Annotated in this window: 19 protein-coding genes; 5 read left to right on the top strand and 14 right to left on the bottom strand. The window is 53.2% G+C overall.

All coding sequences use genetic code 11. The features are described from left to right. Positions 1-42: 42 nt before the first annotated feature. The 3 genes from AYK82_RS07060 (at position 43) to AYK82_RS07050 (ending at position 2,896) form a co-directional block, all read left to right on the top strand. Positions 43-1,056: a KpsF/GutQ family sugar-phosphate isomerase gene (locus tag AYK82_RS07060; RefSeq protein WP_068313300.1), complete on the top strand. Its 1,014-nt coding sequence runs from the start codon at positions 43-45 to the stop codon at positions 1,054-1,056. Between the two features lie 193 nt (positions 1,057-1,249). Next, on the top strand, positions 1,250-2,020 hold the full coding sequence (locus tag AYK82_RS07055) for a motility protein A (RefSeq protein ID WP_068313297.1): 771 nt from the start codon (positions 1,250-1,252) through the stop codon (positions 2,018-2,020). Between the two features lie 21 nt (positions 2,021-2,041). After that, a complete protein-coding gene (locus AYK82_RS07050) occupies positions 2,042-2,896 on the top strand; it encodes an OmpA/MotB family protein (protein WP_068313294.1) in 855 nt (284 codons plus the stop codon). A gap of 40 nt (positions 2,897-2,936) precedes the next feature. On the opposite strand, the gene AYK82_RS07045 is transcribed toward AYK82_RS07050, so the two are convergent. From AYK82_RS07045 to AYK82_RS06990, 12 genes are all read right to left on the bottom strand, one after another. Beyond that, positions 2,937-3,317 carry a hypothetical protein gene (locus tag AYK82_RS07045; RefSeq protein ID WP_068313291.1) on the bottom strand — a complete coding sequence of 127 codons (381 nt, stop codon included), beginning with the start codon at positions 3,315-3,317 and terminating at the stop codon, positions 2,937-2,939. Positions 3,318-3,430: 113 nt separating this feature from the next. Further along, on the bottom strand, positions 3,431-3,892 hold the full coding sequence (locus AYK82_RS07040) for an NfeD family protein (RefSeq protein WP_068313288.1): 462 nt from the start codon (positions 3,890-3,892) through the stop codon (positions 3,431-3,433). After that, positions 3,893-4,873: an SPFH domain-containing protein gene (locus AYK82_RS07035; RefSeq protein WP_068313285.1), complete on the bottom strand. Its 981-nt coding sequence runs from the start codon at positions 4,871-4,873 to the stop codon at positions 3,893-3,895. It lies immediately after the preceding gene. 99 nt (positions 4,874-4,972) lie between these two features. Next, positions 4,973-6,043: a ferrochelatase gene (gene hemH / locus AYK82_RS07030; protein WP_068313282.1), complete on the bottom strand. Its 1,071-nt coding sequence runs from the start codon at positions 6,041-6,043 to the stop codon at positions 4,973-4,975. Positions 6,044-6,161: 118 nt separating this feature from the next. Continuing rightward, complete coding sequence (locus tag AYK82_RS07025) at positions 6,162-7,409, bottom strand: phenylacetate--CoA ligase family protein (protein ID WP_068313279.1); 1,248 nt, start codon at positions 7,407-7,409, stop codon at positions 6,162-6,164. Between the two features lie 70 nt (positions 7,410-7,479). Then, positions 7,480-8,499, bottom strand: coding sequence for a ribonuclease T2 family protein (locus AYK82_RS07020; RefSeq protein WP_068313276.1), 1,020 nt, complete (start codon positions 8,497-8,499; stop codon positions 7,480-7,482). 146 nt (positions 8,500-8,645) lie between these two features. Beyond that, the gene (locus AYK82_RS07015; protein WP_068313273.1) at positions 8,646-9,506 is read right to left on the bottom strand and encodes an ABC transporter ATP-binding protein; all 861 of its coding nucleotides are present in this window, start codon (positions 9,504-9,506) and stop codon (positions 8,646-8,648) included. A gap of 104 nt (positions 9,507-9,610) precedes the next feature. After that, a complete protein-coding gene (locus AYK82_RS07010) occupies positions 9,611-10,921 on the bottom strand; it encodes an ABC transporter substrate-binding protein (RefSeq protein WP_068313268.1) in 1,311 nt (436 codons plus the stop codon). Positions 10,922-11,010: 89 nt separating this feature from the next. Beyond that, on the bottom strand, positions 11,011-12,087 hold the full coding sequence (locus AYK82_RS07005; protein ID WP_068313265.1) for a branched-chain amino acid ABC transporter permease: 1,077 nt from the start codon (positions 12,085-12,087) through the stop codon (positions 11,011-11,013). Between the two features lie 12 nt (positions 12,088-12,099). After that, on the bottom strand, positions 12,100-13,041 hold the full coding sequence (locus AYK82_RS07000) for a branched-chain amino acid ABC transporter permease (RefSeq protein ID WP_068313262.1): 942 nt from the start codon (positions 13,039-13,041) through the stop codon (positions 12,100-12,102). Positions 13,042-13,098: 57 nt separating this feature from the next. Then, positions 13,099-13,926, bottom strand: a complete 828-nt coding sequence (locus AYK82_RS06995) for an ABC transporter ATP-binding protein (protein WP_068313588.1) — start codon at positions 13,924-13,926, stop codon at positions 13,099-13,101. A gap of 5 nt (positions 13,927-13,931) precedes the next feature. Next, positions 13,932-15,908 (bottom strand): AMP-binding protein, encoded by a 1,977-nt coding sequence (locus tag AYK82_RS06990; protein ID WP_068313257.1) that lies wholly within the window; start codon positions 15,906-15,908, stop codon positions 13,932-13,934. Between the two features lie 329 nt (positions 15,909-16,237). Here AYK82_RS06990 and AYK82_RS06985 point away from each other — a divergent pair, with 329 nt between their 5' ends. Both AYK82_RS06985 and AYK82_RS06980 read left to right on the top strand, forming a co-directional pair. Beyond that, a complete protein-coding gene (locus AYK82_RS06985) occupies positions 16,238-18,151 on the top strand; it encodes a hybrid sensor histidine kinase/response regulator (protein ID WP_068313254.1) in 1,914 nt (637 codons plus the stop codon). Beyond that, a complete protein-coding gene (locus AYK82_RS06980; RefSeq protein WP_208976423.1) occupies positions 18,148-18,882 on the top strand; it encodes a response regulator transcription factor in 735 nt (244 codons plus the stop codon). Before AYK82_RS06985 ends, AYK82_RS06980 begins: the two co-directional genes overlap by 4 nt. Positions 18,883-18,952: 70 nt before the next feature. Here AYK82_RS06980 and AYK82_RS06975 read toward each other — a convergent pair whose 3' ends face one another. Further along, positions 18,953-20,536, bottom strand: coding sequence for a TRAP transporter large permease (locus AYK82_RS06975; protein WP_068313251.1), 1,584 nt, complete (start codon positions 20,534-20,536; stop codon positions 18,953-18,955). A 6-nt stretch (positions 20,537-20,542) separates the two neighbouring features. Continuing rightward, positions 20,543-21,076 carry a TRAP transporter small permease subunit gene (locus tag AYK82_RS06970; protein ID WP_068313248.1) on the bottom strand — a complete coding sequence of 178 codons (534 nt, stop codon included), beginning with the start codon at positions 21,074-21,076 and terminating at the stop codon, positions 20,543-20,545. Positions 21,077-21,157 lie beyond the last annotated feature (81 nt).

The following is a 21,157-nucleotide window of genomic DNA, read 5'->3' as shown; positions in this document are numbered from 1 at the left end:
AAGAGGAACAATTAATTCCGCAATGGCTTACAAGAGAAAAACATGATCCTTCCGCGCCCAACCATTTCTCTCTCAACCGATGCAAGCACACAAGAAGGTTGGGTAAACTCGGCAACGCGCGTTCTCGGCCAAGAGGCAACGGCCTTAAATGAGGTTTCCAAAGCACTGCATGCGGAACTCAAGACACCATTCACCACAGCAGTCGCGCTTATTGCCAAATCAACAGGCCGGGTGATTGTATCGGGTATCGGCAAAAGCGGGCACATCGGCAACAAAATCGCCGCAACTCTTGCCTCCACGGGTACCCCGGCTTTCTTTGTCCATGCAAGTGAGGCAAGCCATGGCGACCTTGGCATGATCACACAAGAAGATGTGGTTATTGCACTATCGTGGTCGGGGGACACCCAAGAGCTTTCCAGCCTGATCGCCTTCACCCGACGCTTCAAGATCCCGCTAATCGCGATAACCCGCTCCAGCACCAGCGCCCTAGGCAGTGCCGCCGATGTTGCGCTAGCCCTGCCTCATGTGGAAGAAGCCTGCCCCCATGGCCTCGCGCCGACAACCTCAACGATTATGCAAATGGCCATGGGCGACGCCTTGGCAATTACCCTATTAGAAGCGCGGGGTTTTTCCGCTCAAGACTTCAAGATTTTCCACCCCGGTGGCCGCTTGGGCGCAAACTTGATGTATGTAAAAGAAATCATGCACACAGGCAGCGCAATGCCCCTCGCACTTATGGGTACTAGCATGCGAGAAGCCATCGTCCTCATGACGCAGAAGGGCTTTGGCGTTCTGGGTATAACCAACAATCAAGGCAATTTAGTTGGCATAATTACCGACGGTGATCTACGTCGACACATCTCGATGAACTTCCTTGATAAGCCTGTCGAAGACATCATGACCCGCTCACCAGTAACAATAAAAGCAGAAACCCATCTTGGTACGGCAATTGAGCTGCTAAACTCTAAGGCAATTACATCCCTCTTCATTGTAGAGAACAATAGGCCTGCAGGAATTATACGCCTGCATGATCTACTAAAGGTCGGCGCGGCCTAGCTAGAGATAGCAACCTTAGGCAAAAACCCGAGATTCTGAGCAAATTTGCGTTCCGGTAAGAATTGATTAGTTAATATTGCGAATACTACCTCGTGCTTTCACGGTTGCGTAACCATAGCAGTCGCGAACATACTGGGGCGGATGCCAAACACTCAACGGCGTTTGGGCAGCATCGGGGAATAATAAGGCCACAATGGATTTTGCAACGATTATAGGAATAGTCACGGCGTTTATTGTCGTTGGCATATCCATTATGCTCGGCGGATCGCTCTCGCAATTCTATGACTTGCCGTCCATTTTAATTGTCGTTGGCGGCGGGCTCGCTGCTACTCTTATTCGTTTCCCACTTTCAGGCATTCTGAGCGCCTGTGCCGTAGGCGGAAAAATCGCGTTTACGCACAAGCGCATCGAGAGTCGCGAAGTGATCGACGAGATTGTGGAACTCGCAGACGTCGCGCGCCGGCAAGGGCCACTTGGCCTCGAAAGCGTTGAAGTGGCAGATCCAAACTTGAAAAAGGGCATGCAATACATCGCCGATGGTTACGACCATGATTTCATTAAGGAAAATATGGAGCGCGAGCGAGATCTGTACCTGCTACGCCTGTCGGAAGGCCGCCGCTTCTACAAGCAACTTGGCGACGCAGCACCGGCTTTTGGCATGGTTGGCACCCTGGTGGGCCTTGTAAAAATGCTGGCAACAATGGACGATCCCGCCACAATCGGTCCTTCGATGGCAATCGCCCTGCTGACCACTCTTTATGGCTCGCTCATCGCCAACATCATCTGCCTCCCCATCGTAGACAAGCTGGATTCAAAGTCCGAGTTAGAAGAGCTCAATCAAACCCTGATTATTGACGGGGTACTGCAAATTCGTGAGAGCAAGAGCCCCTCACTCATCCGCGAAATGCTCACCGCGTACTTGCCAGAACAACACCGCGATAGCGCGTTGCAAGAGGCCGCGTAGCAGCGCGGCAAAGAGGCTACGATGGCACGAAAGAAACCACCAGAAGAAACAGGCGCCCCTGCATGGATGGTGACGTTTGCCGATCTAATGTCGCTCCTCGTGTGCTTCTTCGTGCTGATCATCTCCTTTTCGGTACAAGACAAGCAAAAACTGCAAGTCGTCTCAGGCTCAATCAAAGATGCTTTTGGCGTAAAGCAGGAGACAAAACGCGCTGGTGTGCTGGAAGTAGAAGGCATCCCGCTGCGCGACTACATGAAAGACTTCACGCAAGAGCAACAAGAAACAGATTCAGACTTCGCGGCAGTTAGGCACGATCAACGCCACAAGCAAGGACCGGAAGCAAACACCTACGACACGCAAAAGGCGGAGATTGAAAAACCACGCCAATTTGCAACGGCCGCAGTTTCACTGAGGCAGGCCCTGCAGGAAATGCCGGAAATTGCAGAACTTTCTAAAAACCTGATACTCGAAGAAACCGAGGAAGGTTTGAATATTCTGGTGGTGGACCAAGAGGGGCGCTCGATGTTCCCAGAAGGCTCTGTCTACCCCTATGAAATCACCCGCCGGATGCTTGCAAAAATTACACCCGTAATTGCCAGACTGCCCAACAGAATTCGCATCACAGGACACACAACAAGTGGTCAAACACCTGTGTCTCCAACAGAAACCGGCTGGGAGCTCTCCGCAGATCGTGCCAATGCTACCCGCCAAATCCTTGCTGAATTCGGCATATCGGAAAATCGCTTCCATTCCGTCGTTGGAAAATCCGATACAGAACCACTCTTTCCCAACGATCCGTACTTGGCAGCAAACCGGCGCATTTCTATCTTGCTAATGTCAGAGGATCCACCCCTCCCACCAGGCCACACCCCCTAAAGACACGGGTGCCCGGCAGCTGGGTAACACTCGCTAGTATTCAGTCTTGCACGCCATCGCCTGCATTCGAAGAAGGCTCTGTAAGTGTACTTCTCAAGTGCTCGGCTTTTTTGTTGATTGACTGTTTGGATTCGTTAATGAGTCGCTGAGATTTGTACCAAACAAAAAGGGCCAGCAACAACGACAGGCCAATATATGCGTAAGTGACAGGCATCAACCAGTCGGGACCTGAAGCCCAGATTGAATAGCTTTTCGCTAAGCCAAATGCAATGAACGAGCGGATCACCCATTTTACCAGCTGAGCTTTCAAGCTTGGCAAGGTTTTGCCAATTTGATCGATCTCCCCCTCAATGCTTCTCTGAGCAAGATCGATCTCCTCCTCACTGCAAGAGGAACTATCTACGCTAAGGTTTTTGGTCATTATAAAACTCTCGTAAAAACAATAATGTGTCGAGCGCGAAACGCACTTCGAGCAGCAAAACAAAAAGTGAGCAAGAGCGGTGAATAGAACACCGCTCTTGCTTTCTATCCAAACTAAACTGCTTCGACCTGTAAGGTCGTGCCTTCTACAGCAACAACCTTAACTTCGCAGCCACTGGCAAGATCCGGCCCTTGCACACGCCACACGCTATCGCCGATTTGCACTCGACCACGGCCATGCTCAATCGGTTCATGGAGCTTGACCACAGTGCCAACAAAACGCTGGCTTGGGTCATTAACTGTGCTTTGTTTCGCATCATCGGCTTTGGCGCCAGAAAAAAAGCGCCGCCCAACCACAACCAAAACAAGAGCGAGTAAGGCAAACAGCAAGAGTTGCATCTGCCAGCCTATACTTATCAAGCTCGTTGCAACCACAAGCCCGACTATCACAGCTGCAAGCCCAAACCAGATCAAAAAAGCACCCGGTGCCGCAAGCTCAAGCACCATCAAAACCAAGCCAATGGAAAGCCAAAGCCACCCATTGGCAGGCGAGAGAAATGCCTCAAGGAATGTCATCTAGCGGTCCTTGTTATTGACAGAAGGAACTGTGCCACGCTGTCGCGGCTCACCAGTTTCCTTGTCCAAAAAGCTTCCCTTTGTAATTTCGGCTATGCCTGCAAGGCTACCAAGCAAGGAGGTTGTCTCAATCGGCATCATCAGCGTTTTCTGATTTGGCGATTTTGCCAATTCGGCAAACGCCTCAACATACTTCGTCGCTACAAAGTAATTGACCGCCGCCATATCGCCTTGAGCAATCGCTTCTGATACTGCCAGTGTCGCCTTCGCTTCAGCCTCTGCCAATCGCTCTCGCGCTTCTGCATCGCGGAACGCCGCTTCCTGCCGCCCTTCAGCTTCCAAGATCAAGCTCTGCTTGACACCTTCCGCCTTGTTGATCTCGGCCTGCTTATCACCCTCAGCTTCCAAGATTGAGGCACGCTTCTCGCGCTCGGCTTTCATCTGCCGGGCCATGGCATCCACAAGATCGGTTGGCGGGTTGATATCCTTGATTTCAATACGGGTAACTTTCACGCCCCAAGGCTCCGCAGCAGCATCGACAACACGCAACAGGCGACTATTAATCTCATCCCGGTTTGAAAGCAGTTGATCCAGATCCATCGAGCCCATAACGCTTCGGATGTTGGTCATGGTCAGGTTGAGAATAGCGTTACGCAGCCCCATCACTTCATAGGAAGCCTTCGCTGCATCAAGAACCTGATAGAAGGTCACACAATCAGCTGTCACCGTGGCGTTATCGCGTGTGATTACCTCCTGCGCAGGCACATCTAGCACCTGCTCCATCATATTCACTTTGTGCCCAACACGATCGATAAAGGGAATAATGATGTTTAGACCCGGCATCAATGTGACACGGTATTTGCCGAAACGCTCAATCGTAAAGTGATAGCCTTGTGGCACCATTTTTGCGCCAGCAAGTATCACGAAGATAACAAGGGCAACAAAAATCAAAATAGTAATAGAACCGTCGAGAATATCCATTGTACCTAACCCAAATGAAGAACAGCGGCGCTAGTTTTCACCACAATGCAACCGCTGTAAACCTCTATTTGAATATTCAAGGAGGATCGGCCTTACCCGCTATTCCAGCCACCCCTTCAGCTCGCGTCGCACTACCGCCTCAAGCACATCCATGCCAATCTCGCTGTCATTAAGGCAAGGAATATGGCTGAATTTCTCTCCGCCATGTTCAAGGAAAATCTCTCCGGCTTCTCCGGCAATCTCTTCCAGTGTTTCAAGACAATCCGCCACAAAGCCGGGGTTTAATATCGCCAGCTTCTTAACGCCTTGCTTGGCCAACTCTTCTACGGTTTTGTCTGTGTAGGGCTGCAACCATTCTTCTGGCCCAAAACGCGATTGGAAGGTTATGCGCAGCCGACCTTCCTCCCAGCCCAGCTCCTTCGCCAGCAATCTTGCCGTTTTTTGACAGTGGCAGTGGTAAGGATCGCCCTTTTTGAAATAGCTCTGCGGGATACCGTGAAACGAGGCAAGCATCACCTCCGGCTCAAAATCCAAACCCGCTAGGTGTGTCTCAATCGACTTGGCCAAAGCAGAAATATAAGCAGGATCATCATGATAAGCTGGGGCGGTCCGCAATGCAGGCTGCCAACGCTGCTTCAGCATATAACGGCAAACTTCATCATTCACCGTCGCAGTGGTTGAGGCTGCGTACTGCGGATACAGCGGGAACACCAATATCCGCTCGCATCCCTTCGCCTGTAGACGCGCAATAGCCTCTTGAATAGCAGGTTGCCCGTAGCGCATGGCCCAATCCACTTCCAGCCGATCACCCAGATTGGCAAGGCGGGCCGCCATCTTCTCGCACTGACTGCGGGTGATGGTGCGCAGTGGGCTTTCGTCAAGTTCAGTATTCCAGATTTCGCGATAAGCTGCACCGGATTTCTGCGGACGTTTGTTCAGCACAATTCCATAGAGAATTGGGTACCACAGTGCTTTCGGCCACTCGATTACCCGCTTGTCAGTTAGAAATTCCTCCAGATACCGCCGCATAGACCGGAAATCGGTACCATCCGGCGTGCCAAGATTCACCAAAAGCACACCAACGCGCCCAAAAGCAACCTGCGGATGCTCCGTAGGCAACACGGTGTATTCGTCGCTTGCATTTACAGCTTGCTTCTGCGCATCTGCCATCTGGCAACCACCTCTCGTAAGTAGAATCCTTTTCTACATAGAGAAGCACCTAAGCCGCGCCAAGTGGCAAGCCACCTTTTTCACTGAATGCATGAAACCGGTGCGCAGGCACGGCCAGTCACGCCGGTTCTTCCAGTGCCCGCTCGTCACTAATGACTTTGCCATCATTTGCAAGCTCTCCGACCCCGTGCAGCTCAACTTTTCCGCGCAATCCTGTGCGCTTTTGCATGGCATCCGCCAACGCATCTGCCAAGTCGCTATCGGCACTCTCAACCTCCGCCTGCAGCACCATCACGTCCCGTTGCTCTTCGCGCTTCACAACAAGTCGCAAGCGCCCTGTCAGGCCCATGTCTTGCCGCACCTGTTCTATTTGCGCCGGATCGACAAACATACCTTTTACTTTTGTTCGTTGATCGGCTCGCCCCATCCAGCCCTTAAGGCGCATATTGCTACGCCCGCAAGGCGATGAGCCAGTCATCACCGCAGAAAGATCCCCTGTTGCAAAGCGTATAAGCGGATAGGCCCCGTTGAAGACGGAAACAACCACCTCGCCAACATCGCCCTCGGCAACCGGCTCACCCGTTCCCGGGCGTACAATTTCCACGATCATATCCTCGTTGACGATCAATCCCTCGCCGCCGCGGCTTTCATAGGCAATTACCCCAAGATCTGCCGTCGCATAGCACTGGTAAACATCGATACCTTTCTCGCGATAGTATTCCCGCAGGCTAGGATAAAGCGCCCCGCCGGAAACCAATGCCTTTTTAAAGCAACGCAGCGGCGCACCTGCCTCCTCGGCTTTTTCTAATAAGATTTTTAGATAGTCTGGCGTGCCTGTATATGTATCCGGCGCATACCTCTCAATCGCGGCAAGCTGCAAATCGATACCCGCAGTGCCCGCCGGAATCACACTCGCCCCGAGTGCGCGAGCACCATAATCCAGAATAAAGCCCCCCGGTGTCATGTGATAGGCAAAGGTATTATGCACCACATCACTTGCCCGAACACCGATTGCATAAAGCGCTCTTGCGCTGTTCCAAGGGTCGCTGCCCAAGCCCTGAGGCTCGGCAATAGGCCCGGGGGAGAGGAAATACCTTGGCAGCCCTGCGCCACCCTCAGCAACAAACCCGCCAAATGGCGCCGCGTTTTTCTGCGCCTCCAGAAGATCTGCCTTTCTCAACAACGGCAGCTGAGCTAATTCTGCCCGGGAGCATACCTCACCCACATCAATAGCGCTCAGGTGATTGGACCAGCCGCTGCAAGCCTTCTTGGCGCGTTTGATTGCTTGCGGAAGCCGCGCAAACAGCCCCTGCTCCCGCGCCTCAACCTCTTGCGTTTCTGCGCTGTCATAGTGCGTCTCGTCCATTGCCTACCCCCCAAGTAGCCCTGTCATAATGAACAAGGGGCAGGCCCCGCCCGCCCCCAAAAGCTTGAATTCACTGTGCTCCCACAGGATCAATAATGCCGCCAGTACACCCGGTTTTAGTTTTCACCCCATTCGCAAGGAGCTTGGCCAAGGCAGTGCCGCTTTTGATCTCCCCGCCCAGCACGATGCGCAACTCGGTGATGATCTGTCGGCCATCATCAGTACGACAGACAACCTCGACCCGCTCCCCTGCGCCATCGCCAAAGGATTGATCAAACGCCCCGCGTATGTCTGAGGCACTAACAAACCCGCCAAGCCGCTCAACAAACAAATCCTTCACCAGCGAGGAGTTGAGCTGCGCCAGCACGTCAAGCGAATCTGCATAGTATTCCTCAGCAGTGCTGCCATAGCATGTGCCGTGCTTGATCCACTCGTGCCGGTGTAGAAACGATTCCATGCCCGGCATTTTCTCAGAAAGGTCAACGCGCAGCGCGTCACTTAGTTGCAGTTTGGGCAACTCGTCCCACTCTCGATCCTTGTCGCTCTGCTGCACATCATTCGGCACCCCGCAATAGACATTGCCGCGTGGCTGCGGCCATAGCCCGTGCAGAGCAAAGTTTTCTGCGGCAAAGGCCATGGCATCCAATGCATCACACTCAGGCTTGCCTTCTACCGTTTCGCAAAACGCCGGTTGCCAACTTGCCGCAAGCACATATTGCACCGCATTGCCATTTGGTGCGGGGTGCGGCTCCGCGCTATTGCCATTACCGCTGGTCTGATCCGCGTCAGCAGCGGCCTCAACCTTTACCAAGTGCATCCCGCAATCTACCGTGACCCAACGATCAGTCGGCGCCGCTTCTTTTATCCGCACCAGATAATGGGTGGCATCCTTCTTGTTCTTGCCAATCAGCTCATAATACCGCCCAGCCTCAACCTGCATCTCACCGGGGTTGCTCCCCTTCTTGATTGAGACCACCGCCCGACAATTCTTTTCTGCCGCAAAATAACCAGATAAGCGCTCTGTTGCCTGCGCTGTGAATGTAGTCAAGGCTAAGCCAATCACCACACCAGCACCGAAGAAAAACCGCATGTTAGTCCTCCTTAAAAGTTCAGATAAATTCCGAAACCTCAAAAGGATCGGACAGGTATAAGCCCTCATCATTGCAAAGCTTTGCTAACCTGTCGCTAATCCCGACAAAAGCACACGTTCTCGGCCACCAGCTATCCACTTCGCCCCTAAGCCAACCAACGCTTGCGGCGCTTATAATGCTTTACATTCTTGAAGGACTTGCGACCCTCACCTCCAACACCAAGATAGAACTCTTTTACATCTTCGTTTTCGCGCAGCTCATCCGCCGCACCATCAAGCACGATGCGCCCCGCCTCCATTATGTAGCCATAGGTGGCATAGCGCAGCGCTACATTGGTGTTCTGCTCCGCCAACAAAAAGGAAACCCCTTCCTGCTCGTTGAGCTTTTTAACGATCTCGAAAATCTCCTCCACCAATTGCGGGGCAAGACCCATGGAGGGCTCATCAAGCAAGATCATTTCTGGGCGGCTCATCAGCGCCCGCCCCACCGCACACATCTGCTGTTCCCCGCCAGATGTGTATCCCGCTTGTGAACGCCGTCGCTCCCGCAACCGAGGAAAGTACTCGTATACCATTTCAAGATCACGGCGAATGGCAGCAGCTCCATCTTTGCGGGTGTAGGCACCGCTCATCAAATTGTCCTCAATCGACAAATGCTCGAAACAGTGGCGGCCCTCCATGACTTGGATGCATCCGAGCTGCACCAACGCGTTGGAGGAAAGCGCCTGGACCTTATCGCCGTTAAACTCGATTGTTCCCTTGGTAACCTCGCCGCGCTCTGCCTGTAGCAAATTCGATATGGCCTTCAACGTGGTTGTTTTTCCAGCTCCATTGGCGCCAAGAAGTGCAACAATTCCGCCACGCGGCACAGTTAAAGAAACCCCTTTCAACACCAGCACGACATGATCATAAATCACCTCGATGTTGTTGACGCTCAAGATTGTCTCTTCGCCCGGGACGTTGCTTGTGCCTACATCAGCTTGTCTCGCAGCAGTTTGCACCACCATCTCTCAACTCCCATTCACCCCAAAACAACACTACCAAGTAGCAAGTGCAAGTGGTTCGCGGCAGCACGACCGCCGCAAACCTGTTTTAACCATAAGCGATTTGCCTAGTTACACGCCAAGCCATCACGACCCGGCCATGGTGCGTTATTCCGCGCATATTCAGCTGCTTTTTCTGCCTCAAGGGGCTTGATGACCTCCCGGTTCGGCTTCAGCAAATCACTAACCTGCACAAAGCGCTCGCCATCCCACTCAAGCATCCACGCCCCCGCGTGGCCCGTGTGGTTATCACAAGAGGTTTTTAGCGGCGCGAACATGCCATCCATACCCATTTCTTTCAGGCGTTCCGCTGTAATATCGAGGTTCTCAAGCCCCCAACGTAGCTCTTCCGGGCCGATATTTGCCTTGCCATACTTGGCCTGCGCAGTCCGGATACCTTCCACAAGAATGGCAGAGATCACCACACCGCGCTGATAGAACACCTTGTCCATATCCGCCGATGACTTCAGTAACGAGTTCCCCTGATCAACCACATGCTTGCGGATGTCCTTCATCACCGCATAATCACCCGGCGCATTCCAGCTGATAGATTTGTAACCCTTGGCCTTGCCCCCAAGCGGCAACAAATCATCATCTGATCCAGACCACCAAACCCCGATCATCTTGTCGAGCGGGAAGCGCGTTTTGACCGCCTCAGTCAGCGCGCCCGCATTCATCGCGCCCCAACCCCACATAATAACGTGATCTGGCCGTTCGCGGCGAATTTGCAGCCACTGCGCCGACTGGTTCTGCATCTCCTTCAGGCCGACCGGGATTTTCAAAAATTTGAAGCCATGTGCTGCGGCCATTTTCTCAAACAGCGGAATAGGCTCTTTCCCGAAAGGGTGATCCAGATGCAGCAAGGCGATTTCCTTGCCCTTTAGGCTCGACATATCACCACCGGAGATGTACTCGAGGATCATATAGGCACCATCCCAATACGACACCGGCGGGTTAAACGCCCATGCGAATGTATTGCCCTCAGACATTGGCGAGAAGCCATAGCCCGGTGCAAGAATCGGGATCCGGTCCACATTAGTGCGCGGCAACACCTGTAAGGTAATACCAGTCGACCACGGCTGAGTCACAATGGCGTTGCCCTTGGTTTTTTCGTAGCACTCAACGCCCTTGTTAGTGTTGTAGCCGGTCTCGCACTCATCAAACTCAAGCTCGATACCGCCAACGCCGCCATCACGCGCGTTGATCATCTCCACATAATCCCGCTGGCCATTCATGATCGGTATACCAGTGGCGGCAAACGGGCCCGTGCGATACGTCAGGTTTGGCACGTAAAGTGACGCAGCACTTGCCGCGACAACTCCCAGCGAGCATACAAGCGACGTCGCAGCTGCCAGTTTCAAAATTCCTTTCAAACCCATGCTTTTCTCCTCCCAAAGAACGGACCAACAGTCCACAAACCAGTCATTTCCGCCGTCAACACGGCCCAAGCAGCGCCTCCCATGCGCCCTTAGTGAGGAAATGGCCAGATAATAAGTTTCTCGCGAATAAGCGCCCAAAGGCGCGCCAGCCCATGCGGCTCGGCAATTAAGAAACCGACAATCAGTGCACCAACCACCATGACATTCACATGCTCAAGGGTGGCTGAGTTAACTTCCACCCCAATGAGGCCCGGAACAAAATTCAATAGTACCGGCAGTGCCACAATGAGAATTGCACCGAGGAAGTTGCCCAGAATGCTCCCCAGCCCGCCAATGATGGCGATAAACAGCACCTGAAAACTAAGCGGAATATCGAAAAGGTTCGGCTCCGCGGCCCCTTTCCAGAAGAACACCAGCATCGCCCCGGCAACACCAACAACATAAGAGCTTACGGCAAAAGCAGAGAGCTTGGCCCGCATCAGGTTAATCCCGACAAGCTCGGCCGCGATATCCATATCACGTACCGCCTTCCACAATCGGCCATAACGCCCGCGGGTGAGGTTAATCATGCAAAAGGTAATCAGGCTCACGATGACAAGCACAAAGTAATATTGCGTCACCGGTGCTGCGGTTGGCCCGGTCACCACAAGACCAAAGAAATCCATAGTGCGCACTTCAATGGCGCCAGATGCGTTGTAATTGTAAAGCCACGCCCATTTTTCAAAGAGCCACACAAGAAAGAACTGGGATGCCAAAGTCGCAATTGCCAGATAAAACCCCTTGATACGCAGCGACGGCAGGCCAAAAGCAACACCAACCATTGCCGAAAAGCAGCCAGAAAGCAGCAGCGCAACCACCACGTTCATTTCAGGAAAAATAGTCGTGAGCTTGTAGCAGGCATAAGCCCCCACGCCCATAAAGCCGGCAGTGCCAAGGGAAAGCTGTCCGGCAAAGCCTGTCAGGATATTCAGCCCCATTGCCGCAAGAGAGTAGATCATCACCGGCACCAACAGTGCCTTAAAGGTAAACTCCGAGGCAAACAGGGGAAACACCACATACATGGCCAGCAGTATCACCCCGAGCAGCACCGCATCTTGGCGAATAGGGAACAGCGCCATATCGCTTTCATAGCTGGTCTTGAATTGACCCGATACCCGATAAAACATCAGCCCCTCCCCCTACACTCGCTCAATGATGCGTTCGCCAAACAGCCCCTGAGGCCGAAACAGCAGCACCACCAGCGCCAGAATGAAGGCAAACCATGTTTCCGTGTTGCCACCAAGCAGCGGCTGACCCCAGTAAATCTCGAAGATTTTTTCCAAAAGGCCAATCGCAATTCCGCCAATAATCGCCCCGGCAACGGATTCCAGCCCGCCCAGCATCAACACCGGCAGCGCCTTATATGCAATAACCTCCAGCGCAAAAGACACCCCGGCCCGCGCGCCCCAAACAATGCCCGTCGCCAGCGCAATTACCCCGGCAATAAACCAGACCAGCACCCAAATTTGCGACAGAGAAATGCCCACAGAAAGCGCCGCTTGCGGGTCATCCCCCAAAGCGCGGATCGCCCGCCCCATGGCTGTTTTGTTTAAGAACAGCAAGAGGCCAAGCACCAGCAGCACCGCCATAATCACCGCAGTGAGGTCTTTCTCCTCAATCAGCACAAAACCATCAAAAGGATTAAGCTCTATCGCACCAGTTGGAATGCCCAGCGCTTCGGTGATCATCACCTTGTTTTCACCGCCAAAGACAAACTCGCCAAAACCGATCAAGAACATTGTCACGCCAATGGATGCCATAAACAAAATAATATCCGGCTGGCCCACAAGTGGCCGCAGCACCACCCGCTCGACGCACATGGCAAGGCCATACATCACCAAAAGCGTCACGCCCACGCTCACCCACGCAGGCAACCCCATTTCGTAGAGGCCAACGAGCGTCAGAGCCGCAAACACCACCATTATGCCCTGCGCAAAATTGAAGATGCGCGAAGACTTGAAAATCAGCACAAAACCAAGCGCAATCAGGGCATACAAAACTCCGGAAACAAGCCCCTCCCACAGAACCTGTAAAAAGAAATCCGGCGCGTCAGCCATCTGCACGAACGGATCGACAAACATTAAATAAAGCGCGTCCACCGTAGCTTCCCCCAAAGCATTCCAAACATATAAAGCGAATTAGTGTGAGACCCCGAGATAGGCATCAATCACCTCTTGATTGGCCTGCACCTCATCTGGCGGGCCATCAGCAATTTTCCTCCCGTAGTCCAGCACAACAACACGGTCAGACAAATCCATAACCACGCCCATGTCATGCTCGATCAAGGCAATAGTGGTGCCCAGCTGTTCGTTCACATCGATAATAAACCGGCTCATGTCCTCTTTCTCTTCAAGGTTCATTCCTGCCATTGGTTCATCAAGCAACAGCAGCTCAGGCTCCATCGCCAAAGCCCGCGCCAACTCCACCCGCTTTTGCAGCCCATAAGGCAACTTACCCACCGGCGTGTGGCGAATATGTGCAATCTCCAAAAAGTCGATAATCTCTTCCACGCGCTTGCGATGGGCAATTTCCTCGCGCTGCGCCGGACCGTAGTACAAGAGCTGCCAAAACATGTTTTGCCGCATCCGCGTGGAGCGCCCAGTCATGATATTGTCCAGCGTCGACATCCCCTTGAAAAGCGCCACATTCTGGAATGTGCGCGCGATGCCTTGGCTAACCGCAAGATGCGGCTTCATCTGCGTGCGCCGCTCGCCCTTGAAGGTGATCTGCCCTTCCTGCGGCTGGTAGAAGCCGTTGATCACATTCAACATGGAGGTTTTACCAGCCCCGTTCGGCCCGATAATTGCACGCACCTCCCCCCGCTGGATATCAAAGGAGATATTGTTAATCGCCTTCACCCCGCCAAAAGAAAGCGACACATTTGCCAAATCAAGCAGCACTTCCCGCTTTTGCGGTTCCTGCGCAGGCGACACAGCAGCGCTTTCCACCACCTCAGGTCTTTCCATCACACTCATTCCGCGGCCTCCTGCATTCCTTGCCCATCGGCACTGGCAAACCGCTCTACATCGCGTATCTCCACATCCGCCTCGATGCTGCCGGTGCGTCCGTCTTCAAAGGTAACTTCAGTCACCACATGCTTCTGGCTGGAACCGTCGAATAAGGCCTCGATAAGCGGCGCGTACCGCTCTGCAATAAACTTGCGGCGAACTTTCAAAGTGCGTGTTAACTCGCCATCATCGGCATCCAGTTCCTTATGCAAAATCAGGAATCGTTTGATCTGGGCCCCAGCCATCATTGGCTCACGCGCAAGATCTTTGTTCACTTGGCTGACATGCTCTGCAATGCTGGCATAAACTTGCGGATGCGCTGCCAGCTCCTGATAGGACGCGTAAGAAATATTGTTCCGCTCGGCCCAGTTACCCACCGACGTTAGATCAATATTGATAAATGCACAGGCGAAATCTCTGGCATCGCCAAAGGCCACGGCCTCCTTAATGTTCGGAAAGAACTTGAGCTTGTTTTCAAGGTACTTGGGCGCAAAAAGCGATCCATCAGAAAGCTTGCCAACGTCTTTTGCCCGGTCGATGATCTTCAGGTGCCCGTTTTCAAGGAACATCCCCGCATCACCAGTGTGCACCCAGCCTTCTTCAGTTTTCGTCTCGGCCGTTGCTTTCTCATTTTTGAAGTAAGCCTTAAAACTGCCCGGCGAGCGATAGAGCACCTCGCCATTATCCGCAATTTTGATCTCAACCCCGGTAAACGGCACGCCAACGGTATCAGCATAAATCTCGCCATCTGGCTGCAAGGTGATAAAAACAGAAGATTCCGTCTGCCCGTAAAGTTGCTTCAAATTCAGACCAAGAGAACGATAAAAGCTAAAAATCTCCGGACCAATGGCTTCACCGGCCGTGTAGCCAACCTTCAGCCGCGACAGTCCCATTTGGTTTTTCAGCGGTCCATAAACACAAAACTCGCCCACCTCATAGTAAAGCCGCTCCCACAAGCTTACGGGTTGCCCATTCAATAGCCGCTCACCTACGCGCTCCGCCACCTTGAGAAAATGATGGAACATCGCTTGTTTCATCCGCCCGGCATCTTGCATCCGCACAAGAATATGCGTGAGTAGCCCCTCGAATACCCGCGGAGGAGCAAAAAAGTAGGTCGGCGCAATCTCCTTACGGTCAGCCAGTACAGTTTCCGGCCCTTCCGGGCAATTCACACAATAGCCGGCACACAAAGCCTGCGCATAGGAAAACACATGGTCACCAACCCACGCCATTGGCAGATAGGCCACCGTATCCTCACGGCTATCCAATCCGTCAAATGCATTCGCATTTCGTGCCGAGATAACCAGGTTGTCGTAGGTTAGCATCACGCCTTTGGGGCGTCCGGTTGTACCGGATGTATAGAGCATCACCGCAACGTCAGCACCGCTTTGCCGATCAAGCCCCTGCACCCATTCATCATGCAGGTGCGGATTATCCTGCATCAGCGCCCGGCCTATACGTTGGATGTCGGCAAGCCCGTGCAGCTGACTGTGGTCGTAATCGCGCAGACCACGCGGATCCTCATAAATCACATGGCGAAGATATGGCAGTCGTTCGCTCACCTCGAGCACTTTGTCGACTTGCTCTTGATCTTCAACCACTGCAAAGCGCACCTCCGCATGCTCCAGCACGTAAGCAAGCTCTTCCGCCACAGAATCGGAATAAACAGGAACAGGAACACCGCCCAGAGCCTGCACCGCGCACATCGCCCAATAGAGCTGAGGACGGTTCGCCCCCACAATGGCAACCTTGTCTCCCTGCTCAAGCCCAAGATGTTGCATTCCGAAAGAAAGTGCCCGTACTTCATCAAGCACCTGCCGCCAACTCCAGGTAATCCAGATACCAAAATCCTTTTCCCGCATCGCAGGCTTGTCGCCATAAAGGTCGGCATTCTCCAACAGGATATGCGGAAACGTCGCTCCCTGTGCCATTGGCGCCATCGCAATACTCCCCCCAAATACAATGGACCAGCGGTGAACCCGTGCTGAACCGGTTCAGCCTCTCTTAACAACCGCCCAGCTTCAATTGTAATAATTGAAGGGACCGCGCTGAATACACCAAGATAATCTCAGAAAATATTAAGAGCAGCCTCCTCATTCCACCCCAAATACTCCAGTTGATCTCACTGGCTTTCAAATCCTAGCAGAAAGACTAGTGGCGCTTCATTTCGCCATTATGAGAAGATTGTGTCGAATTGTTGCAGGCACTCAAAATTCCTCTGCAATATCAATAGATTTACTAAGACAAATCTAACCAAAGGTATGAATATTTGCCGCAAACTTCAGAACGCAAAAGCGACATCCAGCTCGATCTGCTTCAAAGTGCGCTGGACCATATCAATCAAGGGTTCTCGGTTTTCGACAGCGAGCTTAATCTGGTTGCTTGGAACAACGCTTTGTTGGACATGCTCGATTTTCCTAAAAAATTAGGTCGGCGCGGTACGCATATCTCCGAGTTTTTGCGGATCAACGCGCTGCGCGGCGAATATGGCGAAGGCGATGTTGAAGTGCTTGTTGCAAAACGTGTTGCCCGCGCTCGGCGTATGCTGCCACATTCTTTCGAACGCGAACGCCCTAATGGCCAAATCATAGCGATTCGCGGTGGCCCTTTGCCCCAAGGCGGCTTTGTCACCACCTATACCGATATTTCAAGGGAACGGCGCAAACAACAGCGCTTGGAAAAAACAGTCGAGCAGCGAACCCACGCCCTGCGCCAAAGCGAAGACTGGCTTCGCCTAGTCACCGATAATTTGCCTGTTCTCATCGCCTACATGGCCCCCGATGAGAGTTATCGATTTGCCAATCAACCATACGCCCAGTGGTTTAGCCAAACGCCTGCTTCTATCCTCGGCAAGTCGCTGCAAGACATTGCAGAAGCCCCGTTATACGCCCAGCTTCAACCTCAAGTCCGTGAGGCACTTGAGGGCAAACTCGTCACCTACGAGTATTCAAGAGCCAATGCCAAAGGCGAGCAGATTGAAATGCGCTCCACACTCGTGCCGGACAGAACCAAGGATGGGCGCACCTTAGGTTGCTTCATTCTTTCCATGGATGTTAGCGAACAAAAGTCTAGCGAGCGTCGCCTCATGCAAGCACAAAGAATGGATGCCCTTGGGCATTTGGCTGGCGGCTTATCACATGATTTTAACAACCTGCTTTCAATAGTTATTGGAAACGCTCTTGCTGCCAAGGAAAAGCTAGCTACTGGCAGCTTGCCGCCCACTGAGCTTGCGAGCAAGCATCTGCAACCCATATTGTCGGCGGCAGAGCGTGGCGCGGATCTCACTAAGCGCCTGCTAGCCTTTGCCAGAGCCGAGCCCGTCTCGGCCACCCCCTTGGATCTGGAGCAAGCGCTCGGCAGCGCAGCAGAGCTAATCAGCGCCAGTCTGCCCACCTCAATCTCGTTAACGATCAAGACACCTAACGCTCCTTGCTTTGCTAAGGCAGATGCCACATTGTTTACCAACGCGCTGATCAACCTTGCCCTGAATGCCAAGGATGCCATGCCCTCTGGCGGTAGTCTGGAGATCTCATTGGCCTCCGGTGAGCAGCAGCACCAATTGCATCTACGAGATACCGGCACTGGTTTTGACAAACAAACGCAAGAGCGCGCCTTCGATCCGTTTTTCACCACCAAACCATTTGGCAAGGGCAGCGGCCTTGGCCTACCCATGGTCTATGGATTCGTCCAGCAATGTGGTGGCTCGATCGACATCACCAACCACCCCGAAGGCGGAGCATGTGTTAGCCTATATCTACCTGCATCTCCGCCGCCGCAGTTTCGCCTAAAACCCAATGGGAAACCGGTAACAGAGCAGCTGGTTTTGTTGGTGGAGGATGAAGAAGAGCTAGCCCAGCTAACTGCCGAGCAGTTGGCAAGCTTGGGCTATCAGGTCCTTATCGCGCACAGCGCCGCAGAGGCCCGAGAGTTGCTTCAGGACTTGCCGCATTTGGATCTTCTTTTGAGTGATATCGTTTTGACAACGCAAGCTACAGAGCAGCAGCCCGAAACTGGTATTGATCTCGCGTACTACTGCTCAAAAGCCCACCCGGAAACCACCTTGGCCTTGCTCTCTGGTTATCGTGGCACTGTCAAACTTCCCGATCAGCTTGACCTCCCGGTCCTGATGAAACCCTTTTCTCAAACACAACTGCAACACTTCATCGCGGAGCAAGTAAATTGACGAACACGACCAGACTGCAGCCACCCAACCGCCCGCTGGATGCCGATGTCTTTCTGGTGGAAGATGATCCCGCGATACAAGAGCTTCTACACGACACATTGTCTATAACAAATTGCCGTATAACAACTTTTTCTAGTGGCGCGCTTCTTTTATCCAGTCTGAAAACGGAGAGTCCACAAGCCTTGATTGTCGATTTGGGGCTACCGGATATCGATGGAATTGCGCTGATCGAGATGATACGCAACCGCTGCGCTGCACCTATTCTTGTCCTATCTGCCCGCTCAGCGGCAAATGACCGCGTGTTGGGTCTCGAGATGGGGGCAGATGATTATTTATGCAAGCCTTTCGATCCGCGCGAGGTTGTTGCCCGATTGCGGGCCCTTTTGCGCCGCAGCACACCGGCGCAAGCTCCACAAGAAAAACAGCGTGCCAGCTTTGGCGGGTGGCTGTTCGAGCCGGATACATACAAGTTGATTGCGGACGATGGCGAGGCCAGCTTCCTCTCAACAGGTGAGGCCCAGTTGCTAACCGCGTTGATAAACAGTTCCGGTCGCGTCCTCTCGCGTGATCTGCTTTTGGATGCTTGCGGCGGCGAAGACAGCCTTGACCGGGCCATAGATGTACGCATCTCCCGCATTCGCAAAAAGCTAGCAAGCAAGGGCCGGTTTCGCCCCATTCGCACCGTCTACGGCTCCGGCTATATGTTCACAGCTCCGGTTAAGTGGCACTAACCTTGCGCTGAGTTTGAATACAAAAAAGGGGCGGTATTGCCCGCCCCTTTTCGATCAGATTGATTTCGCGCTATCCATAGATCACTTCCGGCAACCAAGTCGCCAGTGCCGGGAAGTACCAAAGGATCGCCAGCATCAGCACTTGAATAAGTACAAACGGAATGATCCCGCGATAGATATCCATAGTCCGCACACTTGGCGGGGCGACACCGCGCAAATAGAACAGCGCAAAGCCGAAAGGCGGTGTCAGGAAAGATGTTTGCAGATTTACCGCCATCATCACCCCAAGCCATGCCGGATGCATGGGCTCACCGTTCGGCATTTCCAGCTGCAACAAAACAGGCGCAACCAGCGGCACCACAACAAACACGATCTCAAGGAAATCCAGAAAGAAGCCAAGGACGAACATCACCAGCATTACGGCAATGATTGCACCCAAAGCCCCGCCGGGCAGACCTGTGAGCGCTTCGGTGACCAGCTCCTCCCCCCCAAGATCACGGAAGATCAGAGAGAAGAACGTCGCCCCGATCAAGATCACAAACACCATACAGGTAATCTGTGTGGTCGAGCGCATCACAGGCACCAGCACGGTCCCCTTCCAAACCCGCCACACAGCAACGCCCAGGCCATACGCAAGAACGGCGCAGAGCAGATAGGCAAGGTAAATCCCCGCCTGATCACCCGCACCAATCTCATTGCGCGCAACGCGCAAGTCCATAAAGCTGGTGAGCACCAGCAACGCAATCAACGAAAGCACGGCTGCATAAATCGGCAAGGTCTTCTGCATATCCATGCGATAGCCTGCAAGCAGCAGCGAGCCAACAGCGCCCACAGATGCCGCCTCGGTTGGTGTCGCAATACCTGCCAAAATGGAACCAAGCACAGCAATAATCAGCGCAACCGGTGGCACCAACGCATGCAGGATCTGGCTAAGCGTCGGCGCAGCTTCATCCGCATTTACCTTCATTGGCGGCGATTTATGCGGCTGTGTAAACGCGACAAACAGCTGATAACTTATGTAAAGGCCCACAAGCGCCAAGCCCGGCAGCAACGCCCCGGCAAACAAATCACCCACCGAGAACGGCTCTGGAGACCAGTTACCCATATCGCGTTGCGCTGTCTGATAGGCATTGGAAAGCTGATCTGCCAAAAACACCAGCACGATAGAAGGCGGGATAATCTGCCCCAACGTGCCCGATGCCGCAATCGAACCACAGGCAAGACGCGGGCAATAGCCATTACGCAGCATTGTTGGCAGTGAAAGCAACCCCATCGTCACCACGGTCGCACCCACGATGCCGGTGGAGGCAGCTAGTAGCGCGCCCACAATCGAAACCGAAATGCCAAGGCCGCCGGGCATGCGGCCAAATAGCCGCCCCATAGTCTCCAGCAGCTCCTCTGCAACTTTCGAGCGCTCCAGCATCACGCCCATAAAGATAAACAGCGGTACAGCTATCAATGTCTCGTTAGACATCGTGCCAAATATCCGGTTGGGGATAGCCCCCAATGTCACCGAACCGCCGAACAAAACCGCAAGCGTCGCAAAGACCAACGCCACCCCGGCCAGCGTGAAGGCCACAGGAAAGCCCGCCATCAAGCAGACACAGGCGACAGCAAACATCAAAATGTCGAGTGTATGAAGAATTCCGTCCATCTGTGCTTAGCCCTGCTCAATCTTGAAACTATCGATGGCTTCTTTGTCGCCCTGCAAGGCATAAAAACAACGCAAGACAATCGCGAGGCCCTGTAGCCCCACCATCACTGCAAACGCAATAATCGCGCTCTTCAGCAAGTAGCGACCTTGAATACCCGAGGTCTCCTGCGAGCCCTCCAGTATCTCCCATGACTGCCCAACGTAATTCCACGAAACGTAGACAATCACGGCGCACATTGGAATGAGAAAGAAAACGGAACCAAGCAAGTCAACGATTGCCTTGGTCTTCACCTGTGCATCACGATAGAAAATGTCCACCCGCACATGGCCATCAACGCTCAATGTATAAGCCGCGGCCAACATAAACAGGAAGCCGTGCATGTATGTGATGGATTCTTGTATCCAGATAGAGCCAATTCCAAACACGTAACGCATCAGCACAACAACAAACTGCACCAGCACGATACCAAGTGTCAGCCAAGCGCACGCTTTGCCAACACCACCATTCATAGTTCCAATTAATTTGTATAGGGCGCGCATGCCCGCCTCATCTCTTGATGACCCAGCAAAACGTGCCTCTGCCCACAATGCCCCCGCGCTGCAAACGGCCCGCCCCTTAAT

It is taken from the genome of Polycladidibacter hongkongensis, assembly GCF_001561995.1.
Taxonomy (GTDB): Bacteria; Pseudomonadota; Alphaproteobacteria; order Rhizobiales; family Stappiaceae; genus Pseudovibrio; species Pseudovibrio hongkongensis.
Note: the sequence above shows the minus strand (reverse complement) of the source record. Positions and strands in the feature narration are given on the sequence as shown.

Excerpts from the sequence above, each read along its gene's own strand:
- AYK82_RS07035 (WP_068313285.1), bottom strand. The coding sequence starts at position 4,873 with ATGGATATTCTCGACGGTTCTATTACTATTTTGATTTTTGTTGCCCTT.
- AYK82_RS07025 (WP_068313279.1), bottom strand. The coding sequence starts at position 7,409 with ATGGACGAGACGCACTATGACAGCGCAGAAACGCAAGAGGTTGAGGCG.
- AYK82_RS07020 (WP_068313276.1), bottom strand. The coding sequence starts at position 8,499 with ATGCGGTTTTTCTTCGGTGCTGGTGTGGTGATTGGCTTAGCCTTGACT.
- AYK82_RS07040 (WP_068313288.1), bottom strand. The coding sequence starts at position 3,892 with ATGACATTCCTTGAGGCATTTCTCTCGCCTGCCAATGGGTGGCTTTGG.
- AYK82_RS07015 (WP_068313273.1), bottom strand. The coding sequence starts at position 9,506 with ATGGTGGTGCAAACTGCTGCGAGACAAGCTGATGTAGGCACAAGCAAC.
- hemH (WP_068313282.1), bottom strand. The coding sequence starts at position 6,043 with ATGGCAGATGCGCAGAAGCAAGCTGTAAATGCAAGCGACGAATACACC.
- AYK82_RS06990 (WP_068313257.1), bottom strand. The coding sequence starts at position 15,908 with ATGGCGCCAATGGCACAGGGAGCGACGTTTCCGCATATCCTGTTGGAG.
- AYK82_RS06995 (WP_068313588.1), bottom strand. The coding sequence starts at position 13,926 with ATGGAAAGACCTGAGGTGGTGGAAAGCGCTGCTGTGTCGCCTGCGCAG.
- AYK82_RS07060 (WP_068313300.1), top strand. The coding sequence starts at position 43 with ATGATCCTTCCGCGCCCAACCATTTCTCTCTCAACCGATGCAAGCACA.
- AYK82_RS07000 (WP_068313262.1), bottom strand. The coding sequence starts at position 13,041 with ATGTTTGTCGATCCGTTCGTGCAGATGGCTGACGCGCCGGATTTCTTT.
- AYK82_RS07055 (WP_068313297.1), top strand. The coding sequence starts at position 1,250 with ATGGATTTTGCAACGATTATAGGAATAGTCACGGCGTTTATTGTCGTT.
- AYK82_RS07050 (WP_068313294.1), top strand. The coding sequence starts at position 2,042 with ATGGCACGAAAGAAACCACCAGAAGAAACAGGCGCCCCTGCATGGATG.
- AYK82_RS07045 (WP_068313291.1), bottom strand. The coding sequence starts at position 3,317 with ATGACCAAAAACCTTAGCGTAGATAGTTCCTCTTGCAGTGAGGAGGAG.
- AYK82_RS06970 (WP_068313248.1), bottom strand. The coding sequence starts at position 21,076 with ATGCGCGCCCTATACAAATTAATTGGAACTATGAATGGTGGTGTTGGC.
- AYK82_RS07005 (WP_068313265.1), bottom strand. The coding sequence starts at position 12,087 with ATGTTTTATCGGGTATCGGGTCAATTCAAGACCAGCTATGAAAGCGAT.
- AYK82_RS06975 (WP_068313251.1), bottom strand. The coding sequence starts at position 20,536 with ATGGACGGAATTCTTCATACACTCGACATTTTGATGTTTGCTGTCGCC.
- AYK82_RS07010 (WP_068313268.1), bottom strand. The coding sequence starts at position 10,921 with ATGGGTTTGAAAGGAATTTTGAAACTGGCAGCTGCGACGTCGCTTGTA.